Genomic DNA, 21,978 nt, shown 5'->3' with positions numbered 1-21,978 from the left:
TTTGTCGGGAGCCCCGCTGATGATCGCGGGGAGCGGTGCCCGCCCCGGGCGGCGGGCCTGGATCGCAAGCGTGGACAAGCGGCTAAAAGGCGAGGTCTGAGCGATGCAGTGTCCGACGTGCGGGAATGACACGCCTGGGACGCTCGGCAAGTGTTCGCACTGCGAGGCGCCGATCGACGTGTACTCGGTCGGGCCCGCCGTTCCGCTGGCGTCGCCGGTCGCGGAGGCCGCCCCGGCGGGCGTGCCGGGCGGCGCCGACCTGACGATGACGGCTCCGCCGTCCTGGGCCTCCGGCCCGCAGGGCGCGCCCGAGCCTCCCGCACAGCTGCGGCTGTCGGCCGAGCCGCCGATCCGGGTGCCCGCGGAGCCGCCCGCGATCGCCTCGGCGCCGACGCCCGCCGTCGCGTCCCCGCTGCCGGCCCCCGACCCCGACGACACCGCCGCCTGGACGTTCGACCCCGACGCGGACGACGACTCCGGCGCCTTCGCCGCCCCGCCCTCGCAGTCCCCGTGGGCGGGCGGGCAGCAGGCGCCGCCCGCCGCGGAGCACCAGAGCCCCGCCTCGGCGTCCAACCCGTTCGGGCTCCAGGACCAGGCCCCCCGCTCGGAGTCGATCGTCCCGGACTCGTGGTTCGCCCAGCCGCGCAAGCCCGAGGCACCGGACACCGACGCCACGCAGGCGTGGGGGCAGCAGCCCCCCGGCGGCCCGCAGTTCCCCGCCCATCCGGACGCCGAGGCCACGCAGATCGCCCCCGGAGCGGGGACGGGCCTGGCCGTGCCCGGCGCCCAGGGCTTCGGCGACGACCTCGACCAGACGCGGATGGACCCCGGCTCCCCCATGGGCGCCCCCGCCCCGATGGGCGGCATGGGGAACATGGGCCAGGGCCCGATGCCGACGATGCAGATGCAGCACGGGCCCATGAACCAGGGGCCCATGCAGCAGGGCCCCATGAACCAGGGCCCCTTGCAGCAGGGCCCGATGTCGCCCGGGCCCATGAACCAGGGCCCGATGGGCCCCGGGATGCAGCCCATGGGCGCGATGGGCCCGGGCGACCCCGCGTACGGCGGCTACCCGCCGGGCCAGTTCCCGCCGGGCGGGCCCGACCAGGGCAGGAGCGGGACGAGCAAGCCGCTGATCGCCGCCGTCGCCGCGCTGGTCACGGTCGCGGTCGGCGCCGTCGCGTTCGTCGCGTGGCCGTCCGGTGACGACTCGCCGACGGGCGGCGACCCGTCCCCGGCGGCGTCCCAGAAGCAGGTCGCGCAGAAGAACGCGATCCCGCCCGAGATGAAGCAGCAGGCCGCGGTCCTGAACGGGATCCTCAACGACAGCGTCGCCACCCGCCGGGTCCTCGCCGGGGCGCTCGGCCGGGCCGGCAAGTGCAAGACGCTGCCGCAGGCCATCCAGGGGTTCCAGACGGTCGCGCAGCGCCGCACGAACCAGATGCGCCGCACGCAGGGCCTCAAGGTCGACAAGCTGGCGAACGGCGAGCGGCTGCGCGGCTCGCTGCACCAGGCGCTCGGGGCCTCGCTCCAGGTCGACCAGGTCCTGCTGAAGTGGGCGCAGACGAACCAGCGCAAGTGCAAGGGCAAACCGCGTCCGAGCGCCGCGCAGGTCCCGGGACGCGCTGACGCCGAACGGCGCGCGACGGCCGCGAAGAAGCAGTTCGTCGTCCTGTGGAACCCGGTCGCGAAGAAGACCGATCAGCCGCAGCGTAGCTGGAAACGGGTGTAACGGTCGGTCACGCAGTATCCTCTGACCGTTCGAACTCACCGGGCAGGGGGCCGTCATGCGGTGTCCGAACTGCGGAACCGACTCCGCTTCTTCGTCGCCCAGGTGCGCGCAGTGCGACGCGCCCCTCGTTCCACCGGGCGCCGACGACGCTACCGCCCTGGACAGCGCGGCCAGGGCGGGCGACGCGGGCTCCCGTGACCAGACGTCCCGCGACCCGTTCGGCCCCCCACCGGGCGCGAGGACGCCGGACGCGGACGACGCCACCGTCCAGGACCACCCGTACGGCGCCCCGTACAGCGCCCCGTACGGCGGCAGCGCGATGGGCGGCCCGCCGCCGGCCGGCAACCCGTCTGACACGGACGACGCGACCGTCCAAGACGACCCGTACCGCTCCCTGTACGGCGGCAGCCCGATGGGCGGCACACCACCAGGCGGAAACCCCCCGGACGCGGACGACCCCACCATCCAAGGCGGCCCGTACGGCAGCGCCCCCTACGGCGGTGCCCCTTACGGAGCTGCCCCCTACGGTGGCGGGGCGCCGGGTGGGAGCACTCCCGGCGGGGTGCCGGTGCCGCGTGATCCGGTGCCGCCGCCGTGGGGCGACCAGAACCCCGTCCAGTGGGAGCCGCGGCCCGACCACACGCTGAACATGCCGCCCGCCGAGGAGCGGACGACGCACCTCTCCCCCGAGCCGTGGGCGGCCGAGCCGTGGTCCGAGCCCGCGATCTGGCAGCCTCCGGCGCCGCCGAAGCGCAGCACGATGCCCTACTTCCTGGGCGCGGCGGGGGTCGTCCTCCTGATAGGGGTGGCGCTCGGCATCGTGTTCTGGCCGAGCGGATCCGACAAGCCGCCCCCCGCGGCCTCCGGTCCGTCCACGGGGCAGAGCCAGGGCGTCGCGTCCGCGTCCGACAGCCCCGCGAGCGGCGGCGACCTCGACGCGCAGGCGGCCGCCGTGAACGGCCTGCTGGAGGAGATGGGCGGCACCCGCTCCGACCTCGGCACCGTCGTCACCCAGGGCTGCCCGGTCAGCGGGGTGCGGCGCGTCCTCGACGCGCGCCGCGGCGAGCTGGAGAAGGCGCGGGGCCTGGAGGTCGGCGCGCTCCTCGACGGCGAGGAGATGAAGGCCGCGCTCGTCCGCGCCCTTGAGGCGTCGACGGAGTCGAACCGGCGCTACCTGGAGCGCGCGCCCGGCTGCCCGTCCGAGAGCGAGGTCGCCGACGTCAACCAGCGCGCCAGCTCCGCCAAGAGCGAGTTCATCGGCTACTGGAACGTGGTCGCGGAGAAGGCGGGCCTCCCCACCCGCGCCGAGAGCGACATCTGAGTCACTCGGCCTGCGGGTTGAGGAACGCGAGCCCCTTGGACGGGTCCTCGAACGGTATGACGAAGCGGTCGTACCAGCTCAGGACGGGTTCCAGCCATCCGGTGACGCGCATCGTCCCGGCGACGTGCTCGATCTGGTCGTCCTCGTCGAAACCGATCGCGACGACGGCCAGGTCCTTGAAGAAGCCCGACTGGTCGTCGTCGCCGTAGAGGGCGGTCGCGGCGATCGGACGGTTGCGTTCCAGCTCCATGGACAGCGGATGGCGGCGCAGGGCGCGGAGCCGGTGGCCGAGCTTCGCGTCCGGCGGCTGCTTGAGACCGGGAAGCTGGTAGTCCAGGGGCGGCGCGAGGGCGTGCTTGTCGGGCGCGCCACCGCCGTAGGGAAAGAGCCGGTCGAGCTCGTGCAGCCATCTGACCTGCGGCACCACCCACTGCGGCCCGGGGGACGCGCCCGGCGGGCCGCCGCCGAGCAGGCGCTGCGCGACCTCGGCGACGGCGGCGGTGAGGTCGGCCGGCGGGTAGGCGGTGCGCAGCCCCCGCGACCGCCGTGACACCGCCCGTTCCAGGACGGTCGCCAGCGCGCACTCGCGGAGCCGGGGCGTGAGCCGCGACCAGGCGCGCCCCAGTTCGGGCGGGACCGACGGGATCGGGCGGTTCGCCACGTGCGCCAGGACGAGCGTGTCGGCCCACAGGCGCAGCCACGCCCAGTCGGCATGGCCCGCGATCAAGTCGGCCTCGCGCAGCTCGTACAGGGTGCAGGCGCGCCCCGAACGGCACTCGCAGCCGCACGCCGCCGACCGCCGGCCGTCCACGGGCGGCGGCGGGCCGGGCAGCTCCGCCTCGCGGCCCTCGCCGAGCGGCACCCGCACGCGCAGCGGACGGTCCATCCCGTCCGCGAACACGGCGGCGACGCCCGGCCGGAGCGACACCACCTCGCGGGACTGGTCGCCGTCCAGGTTCATCGCCGCGCCGACCTGGTGCCGGTCGTCGAACGCGGGCAGCCGGTGCACGACCTTCAGCGCCGTGTTCTTGATGACGTCCGGGACGAGCTTCGTCGGGATCTGCTCGGCGACGATGATGCCCTCGCCGTACGCGCGGATCTCGGCGAGCATCCCCGCGAACAGCTCGACGGCGTGGGAGCTGCCGCGCTCCGGCCCCCGGTTGCGCAGCAGCCGGTGCGCCTCCTCGATCACGATGACGTGCCGCAGCACCGAGCCCGTGGCGCGGTCGCGCTTGCGCTCCCGCATCCGCAGGTGCTCGACGATGCGGATGATGAGGGTCCCCATGAGGAACGCCTTGTCCTCGTCGTTCGCGACGTCCTCGATGGCGAGCACGATGTTGTCGCGGAGCATCCCGCCGATGTCGGCCGGGTGTCCGCCCTCGAAGAACCTCCCGGCCGAGCCGATGCGCAGGGACCGCAGCCGCACGTCCACGAACCCCTGCACGTCGGCCATCAGCTCGCGGCCGTAGCCCACGTCCTGGATGACCTGGAGCGCCGCGTTCTGCAACTGCTCCAGCGTCGGCACCGCGGGCTCGATGAGCGACCCGGGCACGCCCCCGCCCGTCACCACGTCCCACCCGTTGTTCTCGTAGACGCGCTGCAGCGCCTGCGCCATGATCTGCGGGAACGGCTCCTCGGCGTCGAACGCGGCCTGGAACAGCGCCCGCACCATGTCGATGTGCGCCTGGACGGGGTATCCCGGCTCCGGCGCGAGCGGGTTCACCGACAGCGGCACCGAGTCCGGGTCGGACGGGTTGACGACCGTGACCGGCCCGCCGAGGTCCTGGATGCGGCCCGCCATCGCCGCGTACTCCGACTTCGCGGGCTCGATCGCCAGCCACGGCACGCCGGCCCGGGTGAGCTGCTCCAGCAGGTGCCGGACCGTCTGCGACTTCCCCGCGCCGGTCGCGCCCGTGACGAACACGTGCCGGTTGATCGTCGAGCGGGGCACGGCGAACCGCCCGACCTCGCGGTCCTGGCCGTCCAGGATGGCGCCCAGCTCGATCTGCGCCTCCCCGCTCGCCGGCGCCGTCTCGGACGTCACGTCGAAGTACCCGGCGTCCAGCACCCGCAGCCCCGGCACCTCCCGGCGCGGCAGCCCCGCCAGCGCCGCCAGCGCCCCGGCCGTCGCCGTGAACGGGAACCGCTGCTCCGCCTCGCCCATCGGCCGCGCCGGCGCGGGCGCCGTCCCGGGGCCCAGCATCTCGGCGAACGACCCGCTCCCCTGCCCCGACCGCAACCGGTACGGGTGGTGCCCCAGTTCCATGGACCCGACCAGCACGGGCGCGATCTGCCCCAGCTCCGCCTGCGACGCCGCCCCGGCGACCACCCGGACCTGCCAGAGCCCGGCCTCGCGGAACGCGTCCAGCTCGGCGAGCCGCCGATCGGCCCGCGCGACCGCGAGCCGCGCGTGCTCGTCCTCACCCCGCCGCAGCATCCGCAACTCGTGGTGCAGCTCGCGCATCTCGGCGTCGATCAGCCGCTCGTCGCACGGGTCGGCGACCACGAACCACCCGAACGGCCGCTCCATCAGCGTGACGAGCGTCGCCTCGAACAACCCCGGCCCGGCGCCGGACCCCTGCGGAGCCGGCCGCCCCGGACACCGCGTCCACTCCATCCGCTCGGCCTGCCGCAGCCACCCCTCCCCGATCGGCACACCCCGCGCACCGCTGGGGAACAGCAGCCCGTGCGTCTCGGCCCCGGCCTCGGGCGTCCCGATCGGCCCCGCATTGGTGATCAGCTCCAGCGGCGCCCCGCCGCCCGCCGACAGCCACCCGACGACGAACGGCCTCCCCAGCCGCGCCGCCGACAACGCCGCGGGCAGCACACTCACGAAGTCCCACTCCGCGGAAGCCTCCCGCTGCGGCACCGGAATCGCCTGAATCCGATACCAGGGCCCCGGCAACACGAACGGCGCTCCCTGCCCAGCGACCGGCGGCCCACCCTGCGCCACCCCACCGCCCCACCCAGAGGGCGGCCGACCACCACGAGACGAACCAGGGGGCATAGTCACCCCAGCATCCAACCCCGCCCCCACCCCCCACGCCAATGCCCGCCGAAGAAGAACCCGACCCTTCACCTTGCACCGACAGCGTCAAGCGCCAGAATCCCCCAGGCACCTTCCAATAACGGACACACCGCGACACGCGGAGAGCGCGACGACCGCTAAATCCTGCGCGGCGCAGACACTGACGCAGCCTGACTCCCCTGCACCCACGCCGCCGCCGCTCCGGGCCGCCCCGACTTGAACTCCTTCTGGCCGGCCTATGCTGCACGCCCGCCACCGTGCGGCCCGGACCATTACCCCCGCAGGGGATCCGACACTACGGCCGGACGGCAAAAGAGAGCCCGGCTTGGACCGGGCTCCCCTCTCCGTGCGGATGCGCTGATGGCGCCTCGACGTCCATCGTCGCGGCGTCATCTGGGATCACTCCCTGTGCAGCGCCTTCCCTCGCTCCTTCTCAGTGGGATCGACGGCCTGAACCGCCGCCGAGTCCACCTTGACCGCGTAGGTCGACGCGATCGCGACGATCGCGAACGCCGTCCACTGCGGGGCGTCCGGGATCAGTGTCGGCACCTGGATGAACAGCGAGACCAACGGGGCCAGGAGCATGGCCACGATCGGCTGTACCGCCGGGGCGGTCGCTGCCCAGGCGCCCATGTCCGAGCGGCTGATGTACTTGGCCGCGCGGGTCTGCATGACGGCGGCGAGCGCCGTCGCCAGCAGCCCTGCCATCGCCATGGCCACGATCTCGGCGTAGCCCCACTTCCATTCCCCGATCGGTGATCCGAGATAGCTGGAGAGCGGGATGCACACCGGGAGGACGAAGATCAGGCAGATGACGTTCGCCTGAGCGACGCACTGATCGCGCTTTTCCCCCATCAACTTCGCCTGGTTCGGCAGGTCGAACGGGTGGGTCGCCGCAGCGAACGCCGCGACGAGTCCGAGGGGATTCACGTTTCCGGGCTCTGCCAGGACATTGGTCGCCTGGAGCACCCCGAGGATCACGATGACGCGAAGCCAGCGCCCCATGATCGAGGTCAGGGCGACCCCTGCGAGAAGGCTGCCCAAGGTGGTGATGGAGGAGTAGGTGCCCGCGCCGATCGCGGCGAACGCGAGCGGTCCTCCGATTTTCATGAGTGACGAGGTCACGGAATGCCGCAGCATTCCCTTTCTCTGTTCCGGCGTCAGTCGACGCGGGTTCAGTCCCCCGAGTCCCTCCCGCCACAGCGCGAAGAAGATGAGGAAGCCCCCTCCGAAGAGGGTCATCCCCACCGTCCCCTGGATGGAGGGCAGCGACCGGGTGAACACGAAGCCCGCACCGACGATCGCGAGCGACCCCAGCATGAAGGTCCGCCCTTTGGCGGGGTCCCCGAGCTGGGACCAATATCTCGATCTCATTGTTTGCTTCCGTTCCGGCTAAGCCGGGTCGGTCCATGGCCGTTAAGGCCATGGATCATTCCCGTGGAGATCCATGGCCTGTCTGGCCACGTTTCCAGGGACAGTCCTCCCGAGACCCAGATCGGCAAGCGCCGCCCCGCCTCAGACCACGCCCAGAAGACTCCACACCCAGTGGACACGGCCCCAGGGAGCGCTTGCCGCCCCTGCTTCGCAGGTCAGAGGCGCGGCTTGGTCATGAGCCCGGGTAGGGCCCCTGGAAGGTGCCTTGATGAGGCTGTTCGGCGGACGGCGGGCACCGACCCCCTTCCAAAGTCGGTGGTCGGCCTCTCTTTTGAGCGGGTCGGTGTGTCCTGCGGTGTGATGCGCCGTTCCTGCCCATACCGCGATGCTCATCGGCATGAGCAACGACACGCAGCAGACCGGAAAGACCTGCACCACCGCTCGACGCAGGGGACGCGCGATCAACGTCGCCGCCGGAGCGGCAGGCGCTCTGATCCTTTGGGCCGTCAATGACCCCTGGGCCGGCATCGACCTCACCGTTCACCAAGGCGACTCCACCCAGCACATCGGCCCGGCCGCCGTCGTGGGCGCCGCGCTGGCCGCCGGACTGGCCGCCTGGGGGTTGCTCGCCCTGCTGGAACGCACCGTCCGCCACCCCACCCGGACCTTCCGGATCATCACGCTGATCACGCTGGCCCTCTCGCTGGCGGGGCCGCTGGGCAGCGGCGCCGACACCAGCAGCCGGCTCGTCCTGCTCGGCATGCACCTGACCGTCGGGGCCGCGCTGATCATCGGACTGCCCCACCGACGGAACCGCTGCTGATCAGACGCCGAGCGCGTCCCCTCCGCCGGTCTTCATGAGGTGTCGAGGACCGCGAAGACGACCTTGCCTGCGTTGCCGGACAGGGGACGGACGCCCCAGCAGCGCGCGAACTGATCCACGATGAACATTCCCCGGCCCGTCTCGCTGATGGTGTCCGCGCGCTGGATGCGGGGCAGATCGCACGTCGCGTCCTGCACCTCCATCCACAACGCGCCGTCGTCGGTGCGCCCGATCCGGAACGTCACGTCGTCGTCAGACGCGGACGCGTAGCGGAGGGCGTTGGTGACCAGTTCGCTCGCCACCAGGCACGGCACGAAGTCGTCCACGTCCCACTGACCGGCGACCAGCCGAACGAACCGCCGCACCTCCGCGACGACCGCGAGGTCGTTCTTCACCACGATCTCGTTCCCGTGACACGCCGCCTCGCCCATGATCGATCTCCTCACCCTGTGTGACGAACAGCCCACATTTAGCAAGGTTGCGGAGTATCTTGATGTTGCCAGGTCACGTTGGCGACGACTGGCAACAGTCGTGCCTTTCTGGCGATGTGCCGAGGAGAGGAAACGTTGCGCTCATGCCCCCACGACGCCAACGCCCCAAGGAGTCACCCGCATTGATCGCCTTCGGTGGCCAGATGCGCCGGATGCGCGAAGGAAAAATGATCACGCAACAGTCCATCGCTGATCACACGAACATCAGCAAGGGCCAGGTAAGCCGTATCGAGAACGGCACCAGGCGTGCCACTCGCTCCTTCGTCGAGGCGGTCGACCGACTCCTTGAGTCCGACGGAGCACTGATCAAGTTATGGGCGGACCTGAACAGAAACGGCCACCCGGTCCCGATCTGGTTCGACTGGCCCAAGGTCGAGACGGACGCGGCCACGCTGGTCTCCTGGGAACCCACGCTGATCGCCGGTCTCGTCCAAACACCGGCTTACGCATCGGCTCTCTTGAACGGCAACCAGGAAGCAGTGGAGGCCCGCCTCAGCCGCCAGGGCATCATCACCGGCAACGTGGAGCGAGTCCCTCCGAACCTGGTCCTGCTGGTGGACGAGCAGGCGCTCTACCGTCCCGTTGGCACGTCCGAGACGACCAGGGAGCAGCTTGAACACCTTATCGAGATGAGCATGTTGCCCAACATCACGGTTCAAGTAGTGTTGGCAAGTGGCGAACATGACGGCAATATGGGCGCGTTCGTGATCGCAACGATGGACGACCGCAGCGAAGTCGCCTACATCGAGACCGCCATACGCGCAATAACAACGGACGATCCCACAGACCTGTCCATGCTTACGCGAACTCTGATTGCGCTTCGCTCGCGGGCGCTCACCGAAGACATGTCACGCGACCTGATCGGAAAGGTCATTCAGCAGCGATGGACCTGACAAACGCCAGGTGGCGCAAGAGCAGCTACACAGGCTCCAACGGCGGCAACTGCGTCGAACTGGCGGACGCGGCCGGGGCGGTGGCGGTGCGGGACAGCAAGGACCCGGACGGGCCCGTCCTCCTGCTCACCCGCGCGGCCCTGCGTACCGCCGTGGACTCCGCCCTCACGACCCGCTGACCTACCCCCGACCGTCCCGTCAGGGGGTGGATGGGGGGTTGGCTTTGTGACGGCCGTTGGGTTTCAACGGTGGGACCTTGCGGGGCTGGCGGGGGGCCGTGCCTCTGGGGAGGGCGTGGCGGGCTTTGGGGAGGCGCGCGGGGGCGGACGGTTCGGGAGGCTTCGGGGAGTCGGGCGGGGCCGGTTCGGGTTGCTCCGGGGCCTGCTGCTGTTCGCGGAGGTATTCCTCGAACTCCATCGAGTGGGCGGTCGGCAGCGTGATGATGCCCGGGTTCGCGTCCACCAGGAGGGTGCGGCGGCCCGTCGCGCCCGAGTGGGTGAAGACCATGGCGGTCGGCGGGAGCTCCTGGAGTTGCGGGGGCTCGATGAGCAACTCGCGGAAGCGCTGCTTGCTCGGGCGGGGGCGGGCGACCGTGCGGCCCCAGGCGGTCGCGGAGCTGATGCCCTCCACCAGGACGGAGTCGTCGGCCGCGGGAGCGGGCAGCGGCGTCCAGACCGGGTCGGTGAGGCCGTCGCCGCGCGGGCGGGCGTAGGCGACCGTGCTGGCGTAGGTCTCGCCGGCGACGTCGAACAGCGTCTCGGCGGCCGAGTCGGTGATCTCGGCGACGAGCAGCGGCTGGCCTGCGCCGATGTGCTCGGCGGCGACGCGGGCGTCCTCGGGGTTGCCGAGCCGCATGAACCCGACGGCGGCGTGGCCGCGGCGGCCGAGGCGCTCGCGGACGTGGCCGGGGATCGACCGGTACATCAGGACGAGCCCGGTGCCGGTGGCCTCGCAGGCGTCGATGAGGCGGTCCAGGACGTCCCCGCGCAGCTTCTCGGCCCCGCACAGGAAGAGCGTGTGGTCCCAGCGGCCGCCGGGCGGGGCCTCCCGGATCCGGTGCGTGAGGGCGGTCGTCACGTAGGTGCCGAGGATGCGGTTGGTGAGGACGCCGGCGCGCCGGTCCATCGACACCACGTGCAGGCGCGAGGGCGGCAGCCGGACGGGTTCGGTGGCGAGCTTCTCCAGCTTGCGGAGCTGCGCCTCCAGAGCCCACGCGCGGCGGACGACGATGCGGTCGGTCGCGTCGCGGCCGAAGAGGGTCGCGATGCGCTCGTGCTGCTCGTCGGTGAGCAGCCCCTTCCGCAGGTCGTCGCGGGGGTCGCCGACCTGGGCGAGGACGCGGAGGGCCGCGGTGATCCGGGGGATCGTGGTGTCCGGGCCGAGGACCTCGATGAGGCGTTCCAGGATCGAGTTGTCGAACGACAGGTCGCGGGTGCCGCCCTCCTCCTCGCCCGCGCTGACCACCAGGGACAGCACGTCGGCGAGCGCCTCGGGGTTGAGGCCGCGGGTGGCGTCCAGGCGCGGGAGGTCGGCGGGCAGGACCCAGACGAGCGGGTCGTCGCCGCGGTCCGCCGCGAGCCGGAGGAGGTCGTGCGCGACCGCCCCCTCGGACAGGTCGATGACGGTCAGCCGCGCGCCGACGGCGAGCCTGGCCGCGCCCATCGTCGTGACGGCCGCGGACCACCCGGCGAGCGTCCCGCCCACGACGTCCACCCGGTCGACGCCGGGCGGGACGGCCACCGGATACCACTCGCGCTGGCCCTCGTACGCCGACTGGCGGCGCTCCCAGTCGGCGCGGTCCTTGGCGTAGGCCTCGTCGGCCTTCCGGCGGGCCCGCTCGCGGGCGGCCCGGTCGCGCGCCTCCGCGTCCCGCTCGTGGGCGATCCGCTCGCGGACGCCCCGCTCGTCCCGCCAGAGCGCGCCGCCGGTGATGGCGAGGACGACGCAGCACGCCAGCAGCGCCACGACGGCGAACGCCCACGGGATCACCCCGGCGGCGCCGCACACGAGGAACAGCCCGACGAACACCAGGGTGCCGGCGAACGCGATCCGCAGCGGCCGCCCGGCCATGTCCTCGCCGGGCCGCCGCGCGGGCGGCGGCAGCGGCGCCCGCGGCGGCGCCTCAGGCCGGTCGGGGGGCGGCCCCGGGTCGGGGTGCACCTGCGCGTAGCGCCAGCCCACGTAGACGCGGTCGGCCTGTGTGAGCCGCGCCATCGCGGACCCGCTCGCCATGTCCGTCACGTCGAGAGACCCCTGGGAGTCGCGGGAATGTATGGAACGCCTGGGGGTGGCCGGTTCGGTTGCTTACGGTCGGTTTCCTACACAGCACAGGGTAAAGAGCTTCCCGCGTTCCCGCGCCACGTTCAATGGAAGAGCCCCGCGGACGACCCGTCTCGTTCCACAAATCGGTCACCAGGTCAGCCCGTGGGAAAGATCGGACACGCCCCGGCGCGGGGGTGGCCGGATCCGGCCACCGTCAGCCCGTGGGGGACGCCTTCACCGGCAGGAACGTCTCCAGCTCCATCGTCGGATGCGGGTACTTCCACTCCACCCCGTCGAAGGGGACGTACATCCCCTCCGGCTGTCCGGCGAGGAAATAGTTCCCGTTCCATCTGTTCGGAACGGTCACCGGCGCGTCAGGAGGAAAGTTCGCACCGAGCGGCTCGTACTTGACCCCCACGCCGAACATCGCGGAGACGGCGGCGTCGACGAAGTTGAGGTACTGGATGTCGCCGCGCAGGTGGGTGGCATGGATCGCCAGTCCGTGGACGCGGTCGCGGACGAAGAACAGCGAGCTCAAGTCCCGGACGACCTGGTCGAAACCGTGGGCACCGTCGTGGTGCACCAGGGCGCGGGTCTGCGGCTCGGCGTCCAGCACACCGGCGACATAGGTCGGCAGGTCACCGTGGAACATGCGGACGCGCGTCATGGCGCGCGGGAAGATGCGGCGCAGCCGCTCGTAGGTGAACAGCAGGTAGGCGGCGTTGACGTCGACGAGGTCGAGTTCGAGTCCCATCGGCTCGACGCAGCCGGCGAGGACGGCCGAGGAGCCCCCCATGAAGACCCCCAGGTCGACCAGCCTGGTCAGCTCCCCGTGGCAGCGTTCGACGCAGCAGAACAGGTCGTAGTAGTGGTGGGCGCTGCACTGGTCCTCGTAGAGGGGTCCCGCGTCCGCGATCCTGGCCGCCGCGCGGTCGAAGACGGCGTTCCTGCCCGCGAACCTCCCCAGCTCGGCGCGATGGCCTCCCTGAATCCGGATGCGCAGGGCCTCGTGCAGGTTCTCGACGCCGGCGAGGTCCGGGTCAGGTTCGAGGAAGGTTCCCCAGGTGGCCCGGTGCATCGCCACGGTCGAGACGTAGTCCGTCATTGCCTGCTCCCTCTCCTGGAGTTGGGGCGTCCCCGGCCACGGAACCCGTGCCGGTGGCGGTGGCCGCGGCCGGCCGGCTCACCGCCGGCGACGGCGTCCAGTCGCCGGGCAGCGGGTTCACGGCCGGGACCCCGGCGGCTTGCGGATGCGGGCGGAGAGCGCCCGGCCGAGGTTGGACACGGCCGCCCCGAGCTCCTGGTCCGGAGAGGGCGGCTGAGCGGGCGGAGCGTCGCGCAGCCGCCGAAGCTCCTGGCTCCTGGACGCGTTCTCCGTGCCGGCGCGGTCGAGATCGGACTTCAGGCGGGTGATCTCCCGCTGCTGGGCGTTGACGGTCTCGGTCAGGCGGGTGGCGTCCTCGGTGCGGGCCGCCGCCTCGTACTGGAGTTGCAGGACGCGGGTGTAGAGGGCGATGCGGTTGTTCTCCATCGCGGCGAGCAGGCGCGAGGACGTGTAGGGCCGCAGCGCCTCGAAGACGGCGTCCGTGCCGGGCGCGCCCGTCCTGGCGAGGACGCCGAACCCGAACACGGCCGGGACGATCTCGAACCGCCAGCCGTCGGTGCCGTCCAGCGCGTCCTCGACGGCCGTGAGGACGCCGTTGCGGGGACCGCCCGCCCGTTCGGCCACGGTGTAGGCGCCGTCGCCGACGAACCCGGCCGGGGTGAGCTCGTCGTGCCAGACCGTGGGGCCGTCGGTCGTGGCCGGGTGCGCGTCCTCCGGCGCGACCGGCGACGGCTGGTAGTAGAAGTCGCGGCGCCCGCACGGCCACAGCACGTCGTGCAGGACGACCACGGCGTCCGGGGCGTTCGCCATGATCCAGGCGAGTTCGTCGCGGACGACCGCGTAGTTGTGGTCGCCGTCCAGGATGTAGAGGTCCGCCACCGGCAGGTCGGGCAGCACGGCGGGCGAGAGGCACTCCACCAGGTTCAGGCGGGGGTCCGCGCCGAGGACGGCGCGCAGTTCCTCGCCGGGTGCGGGCTCGACGCAGTGGACGGTCGCGCCGAGGTCCGCGTACAGCGCGCTGACCTGCCCCGACTCCACGCCGACCTCGACGACGACGCGGACGTCGCGGCAGCGGAAGACCGTCTCGAACAGCTCGCGGAACACCGCCATCGAGTGCAGCAGCAGCGGCTGCTCGCGGGCGGCGCGGGACTGCTCGTGCGGATCGTCCGGGGATCCGGCCGCGGCCGCCCCGAAGTCACGTGTCACCGAGCTTCCTCCTGGCCACTCGTCCGGCGCCGGCGGCGATGCCGCGGACCCCGGCGGTCCGGTACTCCGTGCGGACGCGGTCGGTGAGCCGCGCGGCCCGTGCGGCCCGCTCGGCCTTCCGGTCGACCGGCATGCGCGGCGCCATGCCGGTCGCCGACTGCGGAAGCATCGCGAAAGCGATCGTGATCTGCCCGGACGAGACCGCCGGCACCCCGGCGCGGCGGGCGAGCGGGAGCCACACGGCCGCGTAGGAGGTGTCGAACTCCATGAGGTTGCCGCCGAGGTAGCGGCAGTCGGCGTAGTGCAGGCCGACGAAGTCCTCCGGCTTGTCCCAGCGCAGCACCTGCTCGCGGTGCCGCCCGCCGGCGATGACCCTGGCCTCGATCCAGTCGACCCGCACGATCGCGGGACGGCCGGGGATCGCGAGCGAGATGTCGACCGTGTCGTGGTGCTCGAACGAGAGCCGGGAGAACGACAGGCCGTTGTGGTTGATCCGGACGCGGCGCCGGATGGGCTCGTGCCACCGGTCGTCGGCCGTCCGGAACCGCAGCCGCGTCTCGTGCTTCTCGCCGGACGGGTCGAACGCCTCGGCGTCGATGGCGCCGTCGGCGACGGCCCTCGCCATGGCGCCGAGCCCGGTGTCGGACGCGGCGATCAGCGCGGGCCAGAACGAGTCGCGCATGTGCAGGTCGCCGAGGTCGCCCGGCGACAGGTACGGGACGGCCGCCTTGAGGTCGGCGGGCAGCAGCGTGGTGACCAGGGACGAGCCGAAGTTGTCCTCGTGGGTCCAGTTGCCGAAGACGGCGGCCTCGTCGGGGGTGGGCGACTCCAGCGCGGCCACCAGGACGCGCGCGAGCCGGTTCCGCGCCGCCGGCGGGCGGGCGAGGTCGGGCCAGGCGCCGTCGGAGGCGGCGACGTACCTGTTCCACGTGTGCTGGAAGGCCAGGACGCCGTCCTGCACGGTGCGGCGCTCGGCGTTCTGGGACGGCGAGTCGGCCGTCCGGCCGAGGACCGGCGCGCCGTCCTCGGTGTAGCCGATGAGGGAGCCGCACAGCGCGTTGACGCACTGCTCCACGATCTCGGGGCTGCGCGTGACGGTCGCCGCGACGTTCACGGGGTGCCCGGACTGGGCCAGGTACCCCTCGGCGCGCAGGCCTGCCATGTAGACGCGCTCGGCCCGGCCGTCGGTGGCCAGGTACAGCCCCGCCGGCCTGACGTCGATGCGGGCGATCTCCAGGGCGCGGGCGAGCTGGCGCTGGATCGTCCCGCCCCAGCCGAGGTCGACGAGCGTCAGCTCGCCCGCGGCGAGGGCGTCGTCGTCGAGGGCGCCCGCGTCCCGCAGCGACCTGATCATGCGTTCGCGGGCGGCGGTGACGGTCACCGCGAGCCGGTTGCACAGGTGCGGCGTCTCGGTCAGCGCGCGGGCGACGCGCTCGGCGATGTCGCCGTTGTCGATGACGGTGTCCAGCTCGGTCGCGAGGCCGGGCACGTCGCCGGGCTGGAGTTCCAGGACCGACAGCGCCTGCCGGACGGTCAGCCGGTACCCGGTGCGGACGAAGGCGTGCACGGCGCCGGTGTCGTGGGGGTCGAGCCCGGCGAGCGAGGTCGTGAACCGCGACAGCCACACCGGGGCGGCGCGCACGTCCCAGCCGCGCGCCCGCGCGGCCTCGTTGATCAGCCGGGACAGCAGCTCGCCCTCGCGCATCGGGCACCACAGCCGGCGGGTGCCGGTCTCGTGCGCCCGCCACGCCGCCCATTCGGCGAAGCCGGTCAGCACCGGGCCGAGGACGCCGGCGCCGTAGCGCCACGCGACGTCCAGCGCGGAGGTGGTGAACGGGACGCCGGAGTGCACCGCCTTGGCGCGCAGGCTGGTGAGGCCGAAGTCGCCGTGCCGGTCGTCCAGGTCGGGGGCGTGCTCGCCGGACGGCCCGACGGGTTCCTTCTCGCGCGCCAGCACGTCGAGGTAGGGGTCGTCCAGCCTGCGGTAGTGCACGGTGCGGATGCCGAGCTTGCGGGGCACCTCGTGGTCGGCGATCTCGTGGTCGCCGACGTGCACGATCTGCTCCGGGCCGCGGTCGAGTTCGCGCAGCACGATCTCCCAGAGGCCGGACGCCTTGTCGGTGCCGTGCTGGTTGGAGCGGAAGACGCGCACGCCGTCCAGGGGGCCGAGTTCCGGCCGGTCGAGGAGACGGGACAGGTGGTCCTCGGTGAAGTAGGTGTCGGACACCAGCACGACCTGGAGGTCCCGCTCGCGGGCCGCCCTGACGACCTCGGCGACGTCCAGGTCCACGACAGTCAGCTCGCGCTCCAGCCCGACCTCCGCCTCGACCAGCTCCTCCAGGGACGCGGCGCCGAAGATCCCGTCCGGCATCGCGCGCCAGACGTCGAAGAGCGAGACCTCGGTGCCGAGGGCGTCGCGGCCGCGGCGCGCGGCGTCCTCGGCGGCGATCCGCATGCGGCGGAACGTCGCGTCCGTCACCCAGGGAGGGCAGAGGCCCGACTCCCGCATCCGGGACCCGAGCAGGGCGAACGCGTCGGTGGGACGCGGCACCCGGCGCCACAGCACCGTGTCGAAGACGTCCAGCGACAGGACGGCGCACGCCCGGTCGGCGATGACGCGGTGGACGTCGTCGAGCAACGGGCTGCCGGACTCCTGCTTGGTCAACGCCGCACCCCTCCCCTGGTCCTGCATCCCGTGGTCCCGCACCGGCGGGCGCGGCCCCCGGCCGCGGCTCGGGACACCCTATCCACCGAGATCTCCGGTTCCCCCGGAAACGCCCGGCGCGGCCGGGGTCCCGGCCGCCGTTCCGGCCGCCGCGGCGGCGCGGCGGGCGGCGCGGTCCTCGCGGACGAGCCGGCCGGCCTCCGCCGTCGGCCCGTCGAAGATGACCCGGCCCTGCCGCATGGTGACGCCGCGGTCGCAGAGCCCGACGAGCATCCTGATGTCGTGCGCGACGACGACCATGGTCCGGCCCTCGCCGCGCAGCTCGCGGATGCGGTCCAGGCACTTCTCCCGGAACGGCGGGTCGCCGACGGCCAGCACCTCGTCGATGAGGAAGACGTCCGGCTCGGTGTGCGCCGCGATCGAGAAGGCCAGCCGCATGAACATGCCGGACGAGTAGAACTTCACCTGGTCGTCCAGGAACCGCTCGACGCCGGAGAACTCGACGATCGCGTCGAACTTGCGGGCGATCTCGGCCTGCGGCATGCCGAGGATCGCGCCGTTGAGGTAGACGTTCTCGCGGCCCGTCAGCTCGGGGTGCAGGCCCGCGCCCACGTCGATCAGCCCGGCGACGCGGCCCCGGACGAGGACCGACCCGCTGTCCGGGCGCAGCACCCCGGAGATCATCTTGAGCAGGGTGCTCTTGCCGGAGCCGTTCAACCCCATGAGCGCGACGGTCTCGCCCTGGCCGATGGTGAGGCTCACCTCGTCCAGCGCCCGGAACCGGTCCGACAGGGGCTGCCCGCGGAACGCGCGGACGCTCATCTCCTTGATCGAGCGCGCGTGCCGCAGAGTGAAGTTCTTCGTGACGCGGTCGATGACGATCGACGGGGTGGTGGAAGGGGAGGTGTTCAACGGCTACAGCTCCTGCGCGAAGCGCGCCTGCATGCGGGAGAACGCCGCGTGCCCGGCGGCGAACACCAGCGCGCTGACGGCCAGGGCGGCCCCGGCGTGGGCGTAGAGGTGGGGCGGGAAGGCGTAGTCGCCGCGGGTCCCGGGGAACCAGAAGGCCCGCTGGAACAGGGAGACGGCGCTGACGAGCGGGTTGGCGAGGTAGAGGTCCAGCACCCAGCCGGGCGCGTGCTCCCGGACGTGGGTCCACGGATAGATCATCGGCACCGACCAGGTGATGACGATCATGGAGATGTCCACGACCTGCTCCAGGTCGCGGAAGAACACGTTCACGGCCGCGAAGAGCAGCCCGAGCCCGAAGCCGAGCACGAGGACGATCGCGAAGCCGTAGAGGGCCGCGCCGAGCTCCGCGGGGGACGGCCGCCATCCGGCGGCGACGGCCCCGCCCAGCAGGATCATCATCCCGGGCAGGAAGTGGACGAGCGAGACCAGCACCGACGCGGTCGGGAACAGCTCGCGCGGCAGGAACACCTTGCGGACGAGCGCCGCGTTGCCCGTCACCGAGCGGGTCGCCGAGTGGAGCGTCTCGGTGAACAGGTTGAGCAGCACCATGCCCGAGAACAGGTAGACCGGGAAGTTCTCGACCCGGTCGTCCATGCCGAGGAAGACGCCGATGACGTAGAAGTAGACGGCGAAGTGCACGGCCGGCCGCACGTAGGACCAGCCGAGGCCGAGCAGCGAGCCCTTGTAGCGGGCCCTGAGCTCCCGGCGCACCAGCAGCCGCAGCAGGTACTTCTCCCGGAAGGTCCGCCGCAGGCCGCCGTCGCCTCCCGGGGCCCGCAGCCCCTCGCCGGCGAGGAACGGCGCGGCCGTCATCCGGGCCCGTCCCCGCCGGGGCCGCCGCCCGCGGCCTCGAACGTCGCCCGCCAGGTCTCGGCGGAGGCGAGGTCGGCCATCGCGGCCCGGTAGCGGCGGCTCAGCTCCGGCCACTCGCGCCCGAGCCGGGCGTGCAGCAGCGACGTGCGCCGCAGCAGCGCCCGGAAACGCTCCGGGTCGCGCTGGTACCACGCCACTCTGGTGCCGTCGGCGGAGGACACGAGCGCGCTGTCGACCTGCGACAGCAGGCTCCAGTGCCGGTCGATGTGCGGGACGACGGCCTGCGGGTTGCCGCGCGAGCCGGGTTCGACCGGACGCAGCTGCCTGACGGTCCCGAGCATCGCGCTCGCGAGCACGTTCGCCGTGCCGCGCGGCGGCTTGAACCCGCGCCCGCGCTTCGGCGGCTTGGCGCGCCGGACCTGCGGGAACTCCTCGTGGCTGGCGCGGTTCTGCGCGTCGGGGAAGTCGGCGCGGAACGCGAGGATCTCGGGCAGCTTCGAGGCGATGCCCGCGTGCATGTGCTCGGGCCCGGTCAGCACGTCCTCGATCGCCGACAGCATCAGCTCGGCGGTGGAGTACTGCATGGCCAGCGCGTGCTTCACCGAGATGATGAAGCTCTCCTTGAGCAGGTTGCCGCCGCGCTCGTACGGGGAGTGCATGAGGGCGGTGACCAGGCGGTTGCGCTCGTGGAAGTACGCCTGCCAGTCGATGCCGTCGTCCTTGTCCTGCCAGGGGACGTGCCAGGCGGCCATGCCCGGCAGCGTCACGGTCGGGAAGCCCGCCTCGCCTGCGCGGACGCAGTACTCGGCGTCGTCCCACTTGATGAACATCGGCATGGACAGCCCGACCTTGCGGACGACGTCGGTGGGGATGAGGCACATCCACCAGCCGTTGTAGTCGACGTCCACGCGCCGGTGCAGCCACTTCGTCTTGAGCAGGCTGCCGGAGCTGGTCCGCGCGCGGGGGCTCGGGTCCGGCGGCTTGGCGAAGTCGTGCTCGCGCTTGGTGTTCGGGGCCTCCTCCCACCACCACCGGTACCGCCCGATGGTCTCGCCGTAGGCGTGCAGCTGCGAGCGGACGAACAGGTTGAACATGTGGCCGCCCACGATCGTCGGCGTCCGGGCGAAGTCCGCGAACGCGACGGCGCGCAGGACGCCCTCGGTCTCGGTGACCACGTCGTCGTCCAGGAGCAGGACGTAGTCGCTGGTCCCGGCCTTGAGGGTCTCGTCCATCGCGCGGGAGAAGCCGCCGGAGCCGCCGAGGTTGCCCTGCTCGATGACGCGCAGCTTCGGTCCGAGCAGCGCGGCGGCGCGTCCGAAGTCCTCGTCGTCGCGGACGCGCTGGTCCCCCTGGTCGACGACGTAGACGGCGTCCACCACGTCCAGCGCCTCGGGGGCGCCGCCGAGCGCGACGAGCTGGTCGACGCAGAAGCCCGGGCGGTTGTACGTGGTGATGCCGAGGCTGACCCGCCCCTGCCGGACGGGTCCGGCGGCGCTCGTGTCGGCGCACCAGTCGGCCCGCTCCAGGACGGCGTTGCCCTCCCCCGCGAGCACGTCCATCCAGTACCAGCCGCCGTCGATGAACGGGCGCAGCGTCAGCCGGAACGTCTCCTCTCGGGAGGTCTCCGAGTCGACGCGGACGGAGTCGACCCGCTGGACGTGCCCCTTCGCGCTGGACCGGTAGACGATGACCGTGGCCTGGCCCCGCACCCGGACCCGCAGCACGACCTCCTCCACCGACGTCCAGCGGCGCCAGTAGCTGGCGGGGAACGCGTTGAAGTAGGTGGCGAACGACACCCGGCGCCCGACCGGCACGACCACGCTGCGCCGGCCGACGTCGTCGCCCCCCTCCGCCAGAGCCCCGGCCTCGGCTCCGCGGGCGATCTCGCCCTCGACGTACAGCTTGAGCACGTCCAGGTCGCGGTCGACCGGCATCACGACGCGCTGCAGGATCCGCGGTCCCGGGGCGGCGCCGGACTCCCCGGACGCCTCGGCGTGTTCGGTCACTCGTCCATACCTCCGCTGGTGAGACGCGAACCCTCGCCGAAATGGGGACGCAGCCGGTTTTCGACCATGGTGAGCGCGCTGGCGATGGCCATGTGCATGTCGAGGTACTTGTAGGTGCCGAGCCGCCCGCCGAAGATCACACCGTCCTCGCGTCCGGCCAGCTCCCGGTAGGCGAGCAGCCGGGCCCGGTCGGCGGCGGTGTTGACCGGATAGTACGGCTCGTCGCCGCGCGCGGCGGCCCGCGAGTACTCCCGCATGATGACCGTCCGGTCGGACGGGTAGGCCGCACGCTCGGGGTGGAAGTGCCGGAACTCGTGGATCCGGGTGTAGGGGACGTCCTCGTCGGCGTAGTTCATGACCGGGGTGCCCTGGAAGTCGCCGGTCGGCACGACCTCCGTCTCGAAGTCCAGCGTCCGCCAGCCCAGCTCGCCCTCGGCGTAGTCGAAGTAGCGGTCCAGCGGGCCGGTGTAGACGACGGGCACGTTGCCGACGGCGTCGTCCCGCAGGTCGAGGAAGTCGGTGTTCAGCCGGACCTCGATGTTGGGGTGGTCGGCCATGCGCTCCAGCCAGGCGGTGTAGCCGTCGACCGGGAGCCCCTCGTAGGTGTCGTCGAAGTAGCGGTTGTCGAAGGTGTAGCGCACCGGGAGCCGGGTGATGATCTCCGCCGGCAGGTCGCGGGGGTCGGTCCGCCACTGCTTGGCGGTGTAGCCGCGGATGAACGCCTCGTACAGCGGGCGCCCGATCAGCGAGATCGCCTGCTCCTCCAGGTTGGCCGGGCGGCTGATCTCGGCGGCCTGCTCGGCGATCAGCGCGCGCGCCTCACCGGGGGTGAAGACCCGGCCGAAGTACTCGCAGATCGTGCCGAGGTTGATCGGCATCGAGTAGACGCGGCCCTTGTAGGTGGAGTACACGCGGTGCCGGTAGCCGGTGAAGGCGGTGAACCGGTTCGCGTACTCCCACACCCGCTCGTTGGAGGTGTGGAACAGGTGCGCGCCGTAGCGGTGCACCTCGATGCCCGTCTCCGGCTCCGCCTCGCTGTAGGCGTTCCCGCCGATGTGGTCGCGGCGGTCGAGCACGAGCACGCGCAGGCCGAGCCCGGCCGCGCACCGTTCGGCGACCGTGAGACCGAAGAACCCGGCCCCGGCCACCACGAGATCAACGTTCACTGGACGGCGTCCATCCGACTCGGGCGGGGGGAGCGAGGACCTGGCCGCACGGGGGCGCCGGCCGGATCCCTATGTACGGAATGCGGCTAAGATACCCGGGGTTCGTCACGTACCGGCGCAG

At 72.3% G+C, this 21,978-nt stretch carries 16 protein-coding genes; 5 read left to right on the top strand and 11 right to left on the bottom strand.

The window, feature by feature from the left end:
• Positions 1-103 precede the first annotated feature (103 nt).
• Both BKA00_RS32485 and BKA00_RS32480 read left to right on the top strand, forming a co-directional pair.
• The gene (locus BKA00_RS32485) at positions 104-1,732 is read left to right on the top strand and encodes a hypothetical protein (protein WP_185035405.1); all 1,629 of its coding nucleotides are present in this window, start codon (positions 104-106) and stop codon (positions 1,730-1,732) included.
• Positions 1,733-1,787: 55 nt separating this feature from the next.
• Complete coding sequence (locus BKA00_RS32480; protein WP_185035403.1) at positions 1,788-3,053, top strand: flagellar basal body-associated FliL family protein; 1,266 nt, start codon at positions 1,788-1,790, stop codon at positions 3,051-3,053.
• A 1-nt stretch (position 3,054) separates the two neighbouring features.
• On the opposite strand, the gene BKA00_RS32475 is transcribed toward BKA00_RS32480, so the two are convergent.
• Both BKA00_RS32475 and BKA00_RS32470 read right to left on the bottom strand, forming a co-directional pair.
• Positions 3,055-5,886: a helicase HerA-like domain-containing protein gene (locus BKA00_RS32475; protein WP_230298812.1), complete on the bottom strand. Its 2,832-nt coding sequence runs from the start codon at positions 5,884-5,886 to the stop codon at positions 3,055-3,057.
• A 594-nt stretch (positions 5,887-6,480) separates the two neighbouring features.
• Positions 6,481-7,401 carry a DMT family transporter gene (locus tag BKA00_RS32470; protein WP_185031526.1) on the bottom strand — a complete coding sequence of 307 codons (921 nt, stop codon included), beginning with the start codon at positions 7,399-7,401 and terminating at the stop codon, positions 6,481-6,483.
• Positions 7,402-7,852: 451 nt separating this feature from the next.
• On the opposite strand from BKA00_RS32470, the gene BKA00_RS32465 reads away from it, so the two are divergent.
• Positions 7,853-8,278 (top strand): DUF6069 family protein, encoded by a 426-nt coding sequence (locus BKA00_RS32465; RefSeq protein ID WP_185031524.1) that lies wholly within the window; start codon positions 7,853-7,855, stop codon positions 8,276-8,278.
• Positions 8,279-8,310: 32 nt separating this feature from the next.
• On the opposite strand, the gene BKA00_RS32460 is transcribed toward BKA00_RS32465, so the two are convergent.
• Positions 8,311-8,709 carry an ATP-binding protein gene (locus tag BKA00_RS32460; protein ID WP_185031523.1) on the bottom strand — a complete coding sequence of 133 codons (399 nt, stop codon included), beginning with the start codon at positions 8,707-8,709 and terminating at the stop codon, positions 8,311-8,313.
• 182 nt (positions 8,710-8,891) lie between these two features.
• Here BKA00_RS32460 and BKA00_RS32455 point away from each other — a divergent pair, with 182 nt between their 5' ends.
• Positions 8,892-9,662, top strand: coding sequence for a helix-turn-helix domain-containing protein (locus tag BKA00_RS32455; protein ID WP_185031521.1), 771 nt, complete (start codon positions 8,892-8,894; stop codon positions 9,660-9,662).
• On the top strand, positions 9,653-9,841 hold the full coding sequence (locus tag BKA00_RS32450) for a DUF397 domain-containing protein (RefSeq protein ID WP_185031519.1): 189 nt from the start codon (positions 9,653-9,655) through the stop codon (positions 9,839-9,841). Before BKA00_RS32455 ends, BKA00_RS32450 begins: the two co-directional genes overlap by 10 nt.
• 19 nt (positions 9,842-9,860) lie before the next feature.
• Here BKA00_RS32450 and BKA00_RS32445 read toward each other — a convergent pair whose 3' ends face one another.
• The 8 genes from BKA00_RS32445 to glf form a co-directional block, all read right to left on the bottom strand.
• On the bottom strand, positions 9,861-11,894 hold the full coding sequence (locus BKA00_RS32445; RefSeq protein ID WP_185031517.1) for a hypothetical protein: 2,034 nt from the start codon (positions 11,892-11,894) through the stop codon (positions 9,861-9,863).
• A 244-nt stretch (positions 11,895-12,138) separates the two neighbouring features.
• The gene (locus BKA00_RS32440; protein ID WP_185031515.1) at positions 12,139-13,029 is read right to left on the bottom strand and encodes a class I SAM-dependent methyltransferase; all 891 of its coding nucleotides are present in this window, start codon (positions 13,027-13,029) and stop codon (positions 12,139-12,141) included.
• Positions 13,030-13,146: 117 nt separating this feature from the next.
• Positions 13,147-14,235, bottom strand: coding sequence for a class I SAM-dependent methyltransferase (locus BKA00_RS32435; protein ID WP_221493392.1), 1,089 nt, complete (start codon positions 14,233-14,235; stop codon positions 13,147-13,149).
• Entirely contained in the window at positions 14,225-16,900 is a 2,676-nt protein-coding gene (locus BKA00_RS32430) for an HAD family hydrolase (protein ID WP_221493391.1), read from the bottom strand. The genes BKA00_RS32435 and BKA00_RS32430 overlap by 11 nt, the downstream gene beginning before the upstream one ends.
• A gap of 78 nt (positions 16,901-16,978) precedes the next feature.
• Positions 16,979-17,812, bottom strand: a complete 834-nt coding sequence (locus BKA00_RS32425; protein WP_230298813.1) for an ABC transporter ATP-binding protein — start codon at positions 17,810-17,812, stop codon at positions 16,979-16,981.
• A gap of 3 nt (positions 17,813-17,815) precedes the next feature.
• A complete protein-coding gene (locus tag BKA00_RS32420) occupies positions 17,816-18,685 on the bottom strand; it encodes an ABC transporter permease (RefSeq protein WP_185031514.1) in 870 nt (289 codons plus the stop codon).
• Positions 18,682-20,691, bottom strand: coding sequence for a glycosyltransferase (locus BKA00_RS32415; protein WP_230298814.1), 2,010 nt, complete (start codon positions 20,689-20,691; stop codon positions 18,682-18,684). Before BKA00_RS32415 ends, BKA00_RS32420 begins: the two co-directional genes overlap by 4 nt.
• On the bottom strand, positions 20,688-21,857 hold the full coding sequence (gene glf / locus BKA00_RS32410) for a UDP-galactopyranose mutase (RefSeq protein WP_185031512.1): 1,170 nt from the start codon (positions 21,855-21,857) through the stop codon (positions 20,688-20,690). The genes BKA00_RS32415 and glf overlap by 4 nt, the downstream gene beginning before the upstream one ends.
• Positions 21,858-21,978 lie beyond the last annotated feature (121 nt).

This window comes from Actinomadura coerulea, assembly GCF_014208105.1.
Taxonomy (GTDB): domain Bacteria; phylum Actinomycetota; class Actinomycetes; order Streptosporangiales; family Streptosporangiaceae; genus Spirillospora; species Spirillospora coerulea.
The sequence above is the reverse complement of the archived record's forward strand: the minus strand, read 5'-3'. Positions and strand labels throughout refer to the sequence as shown.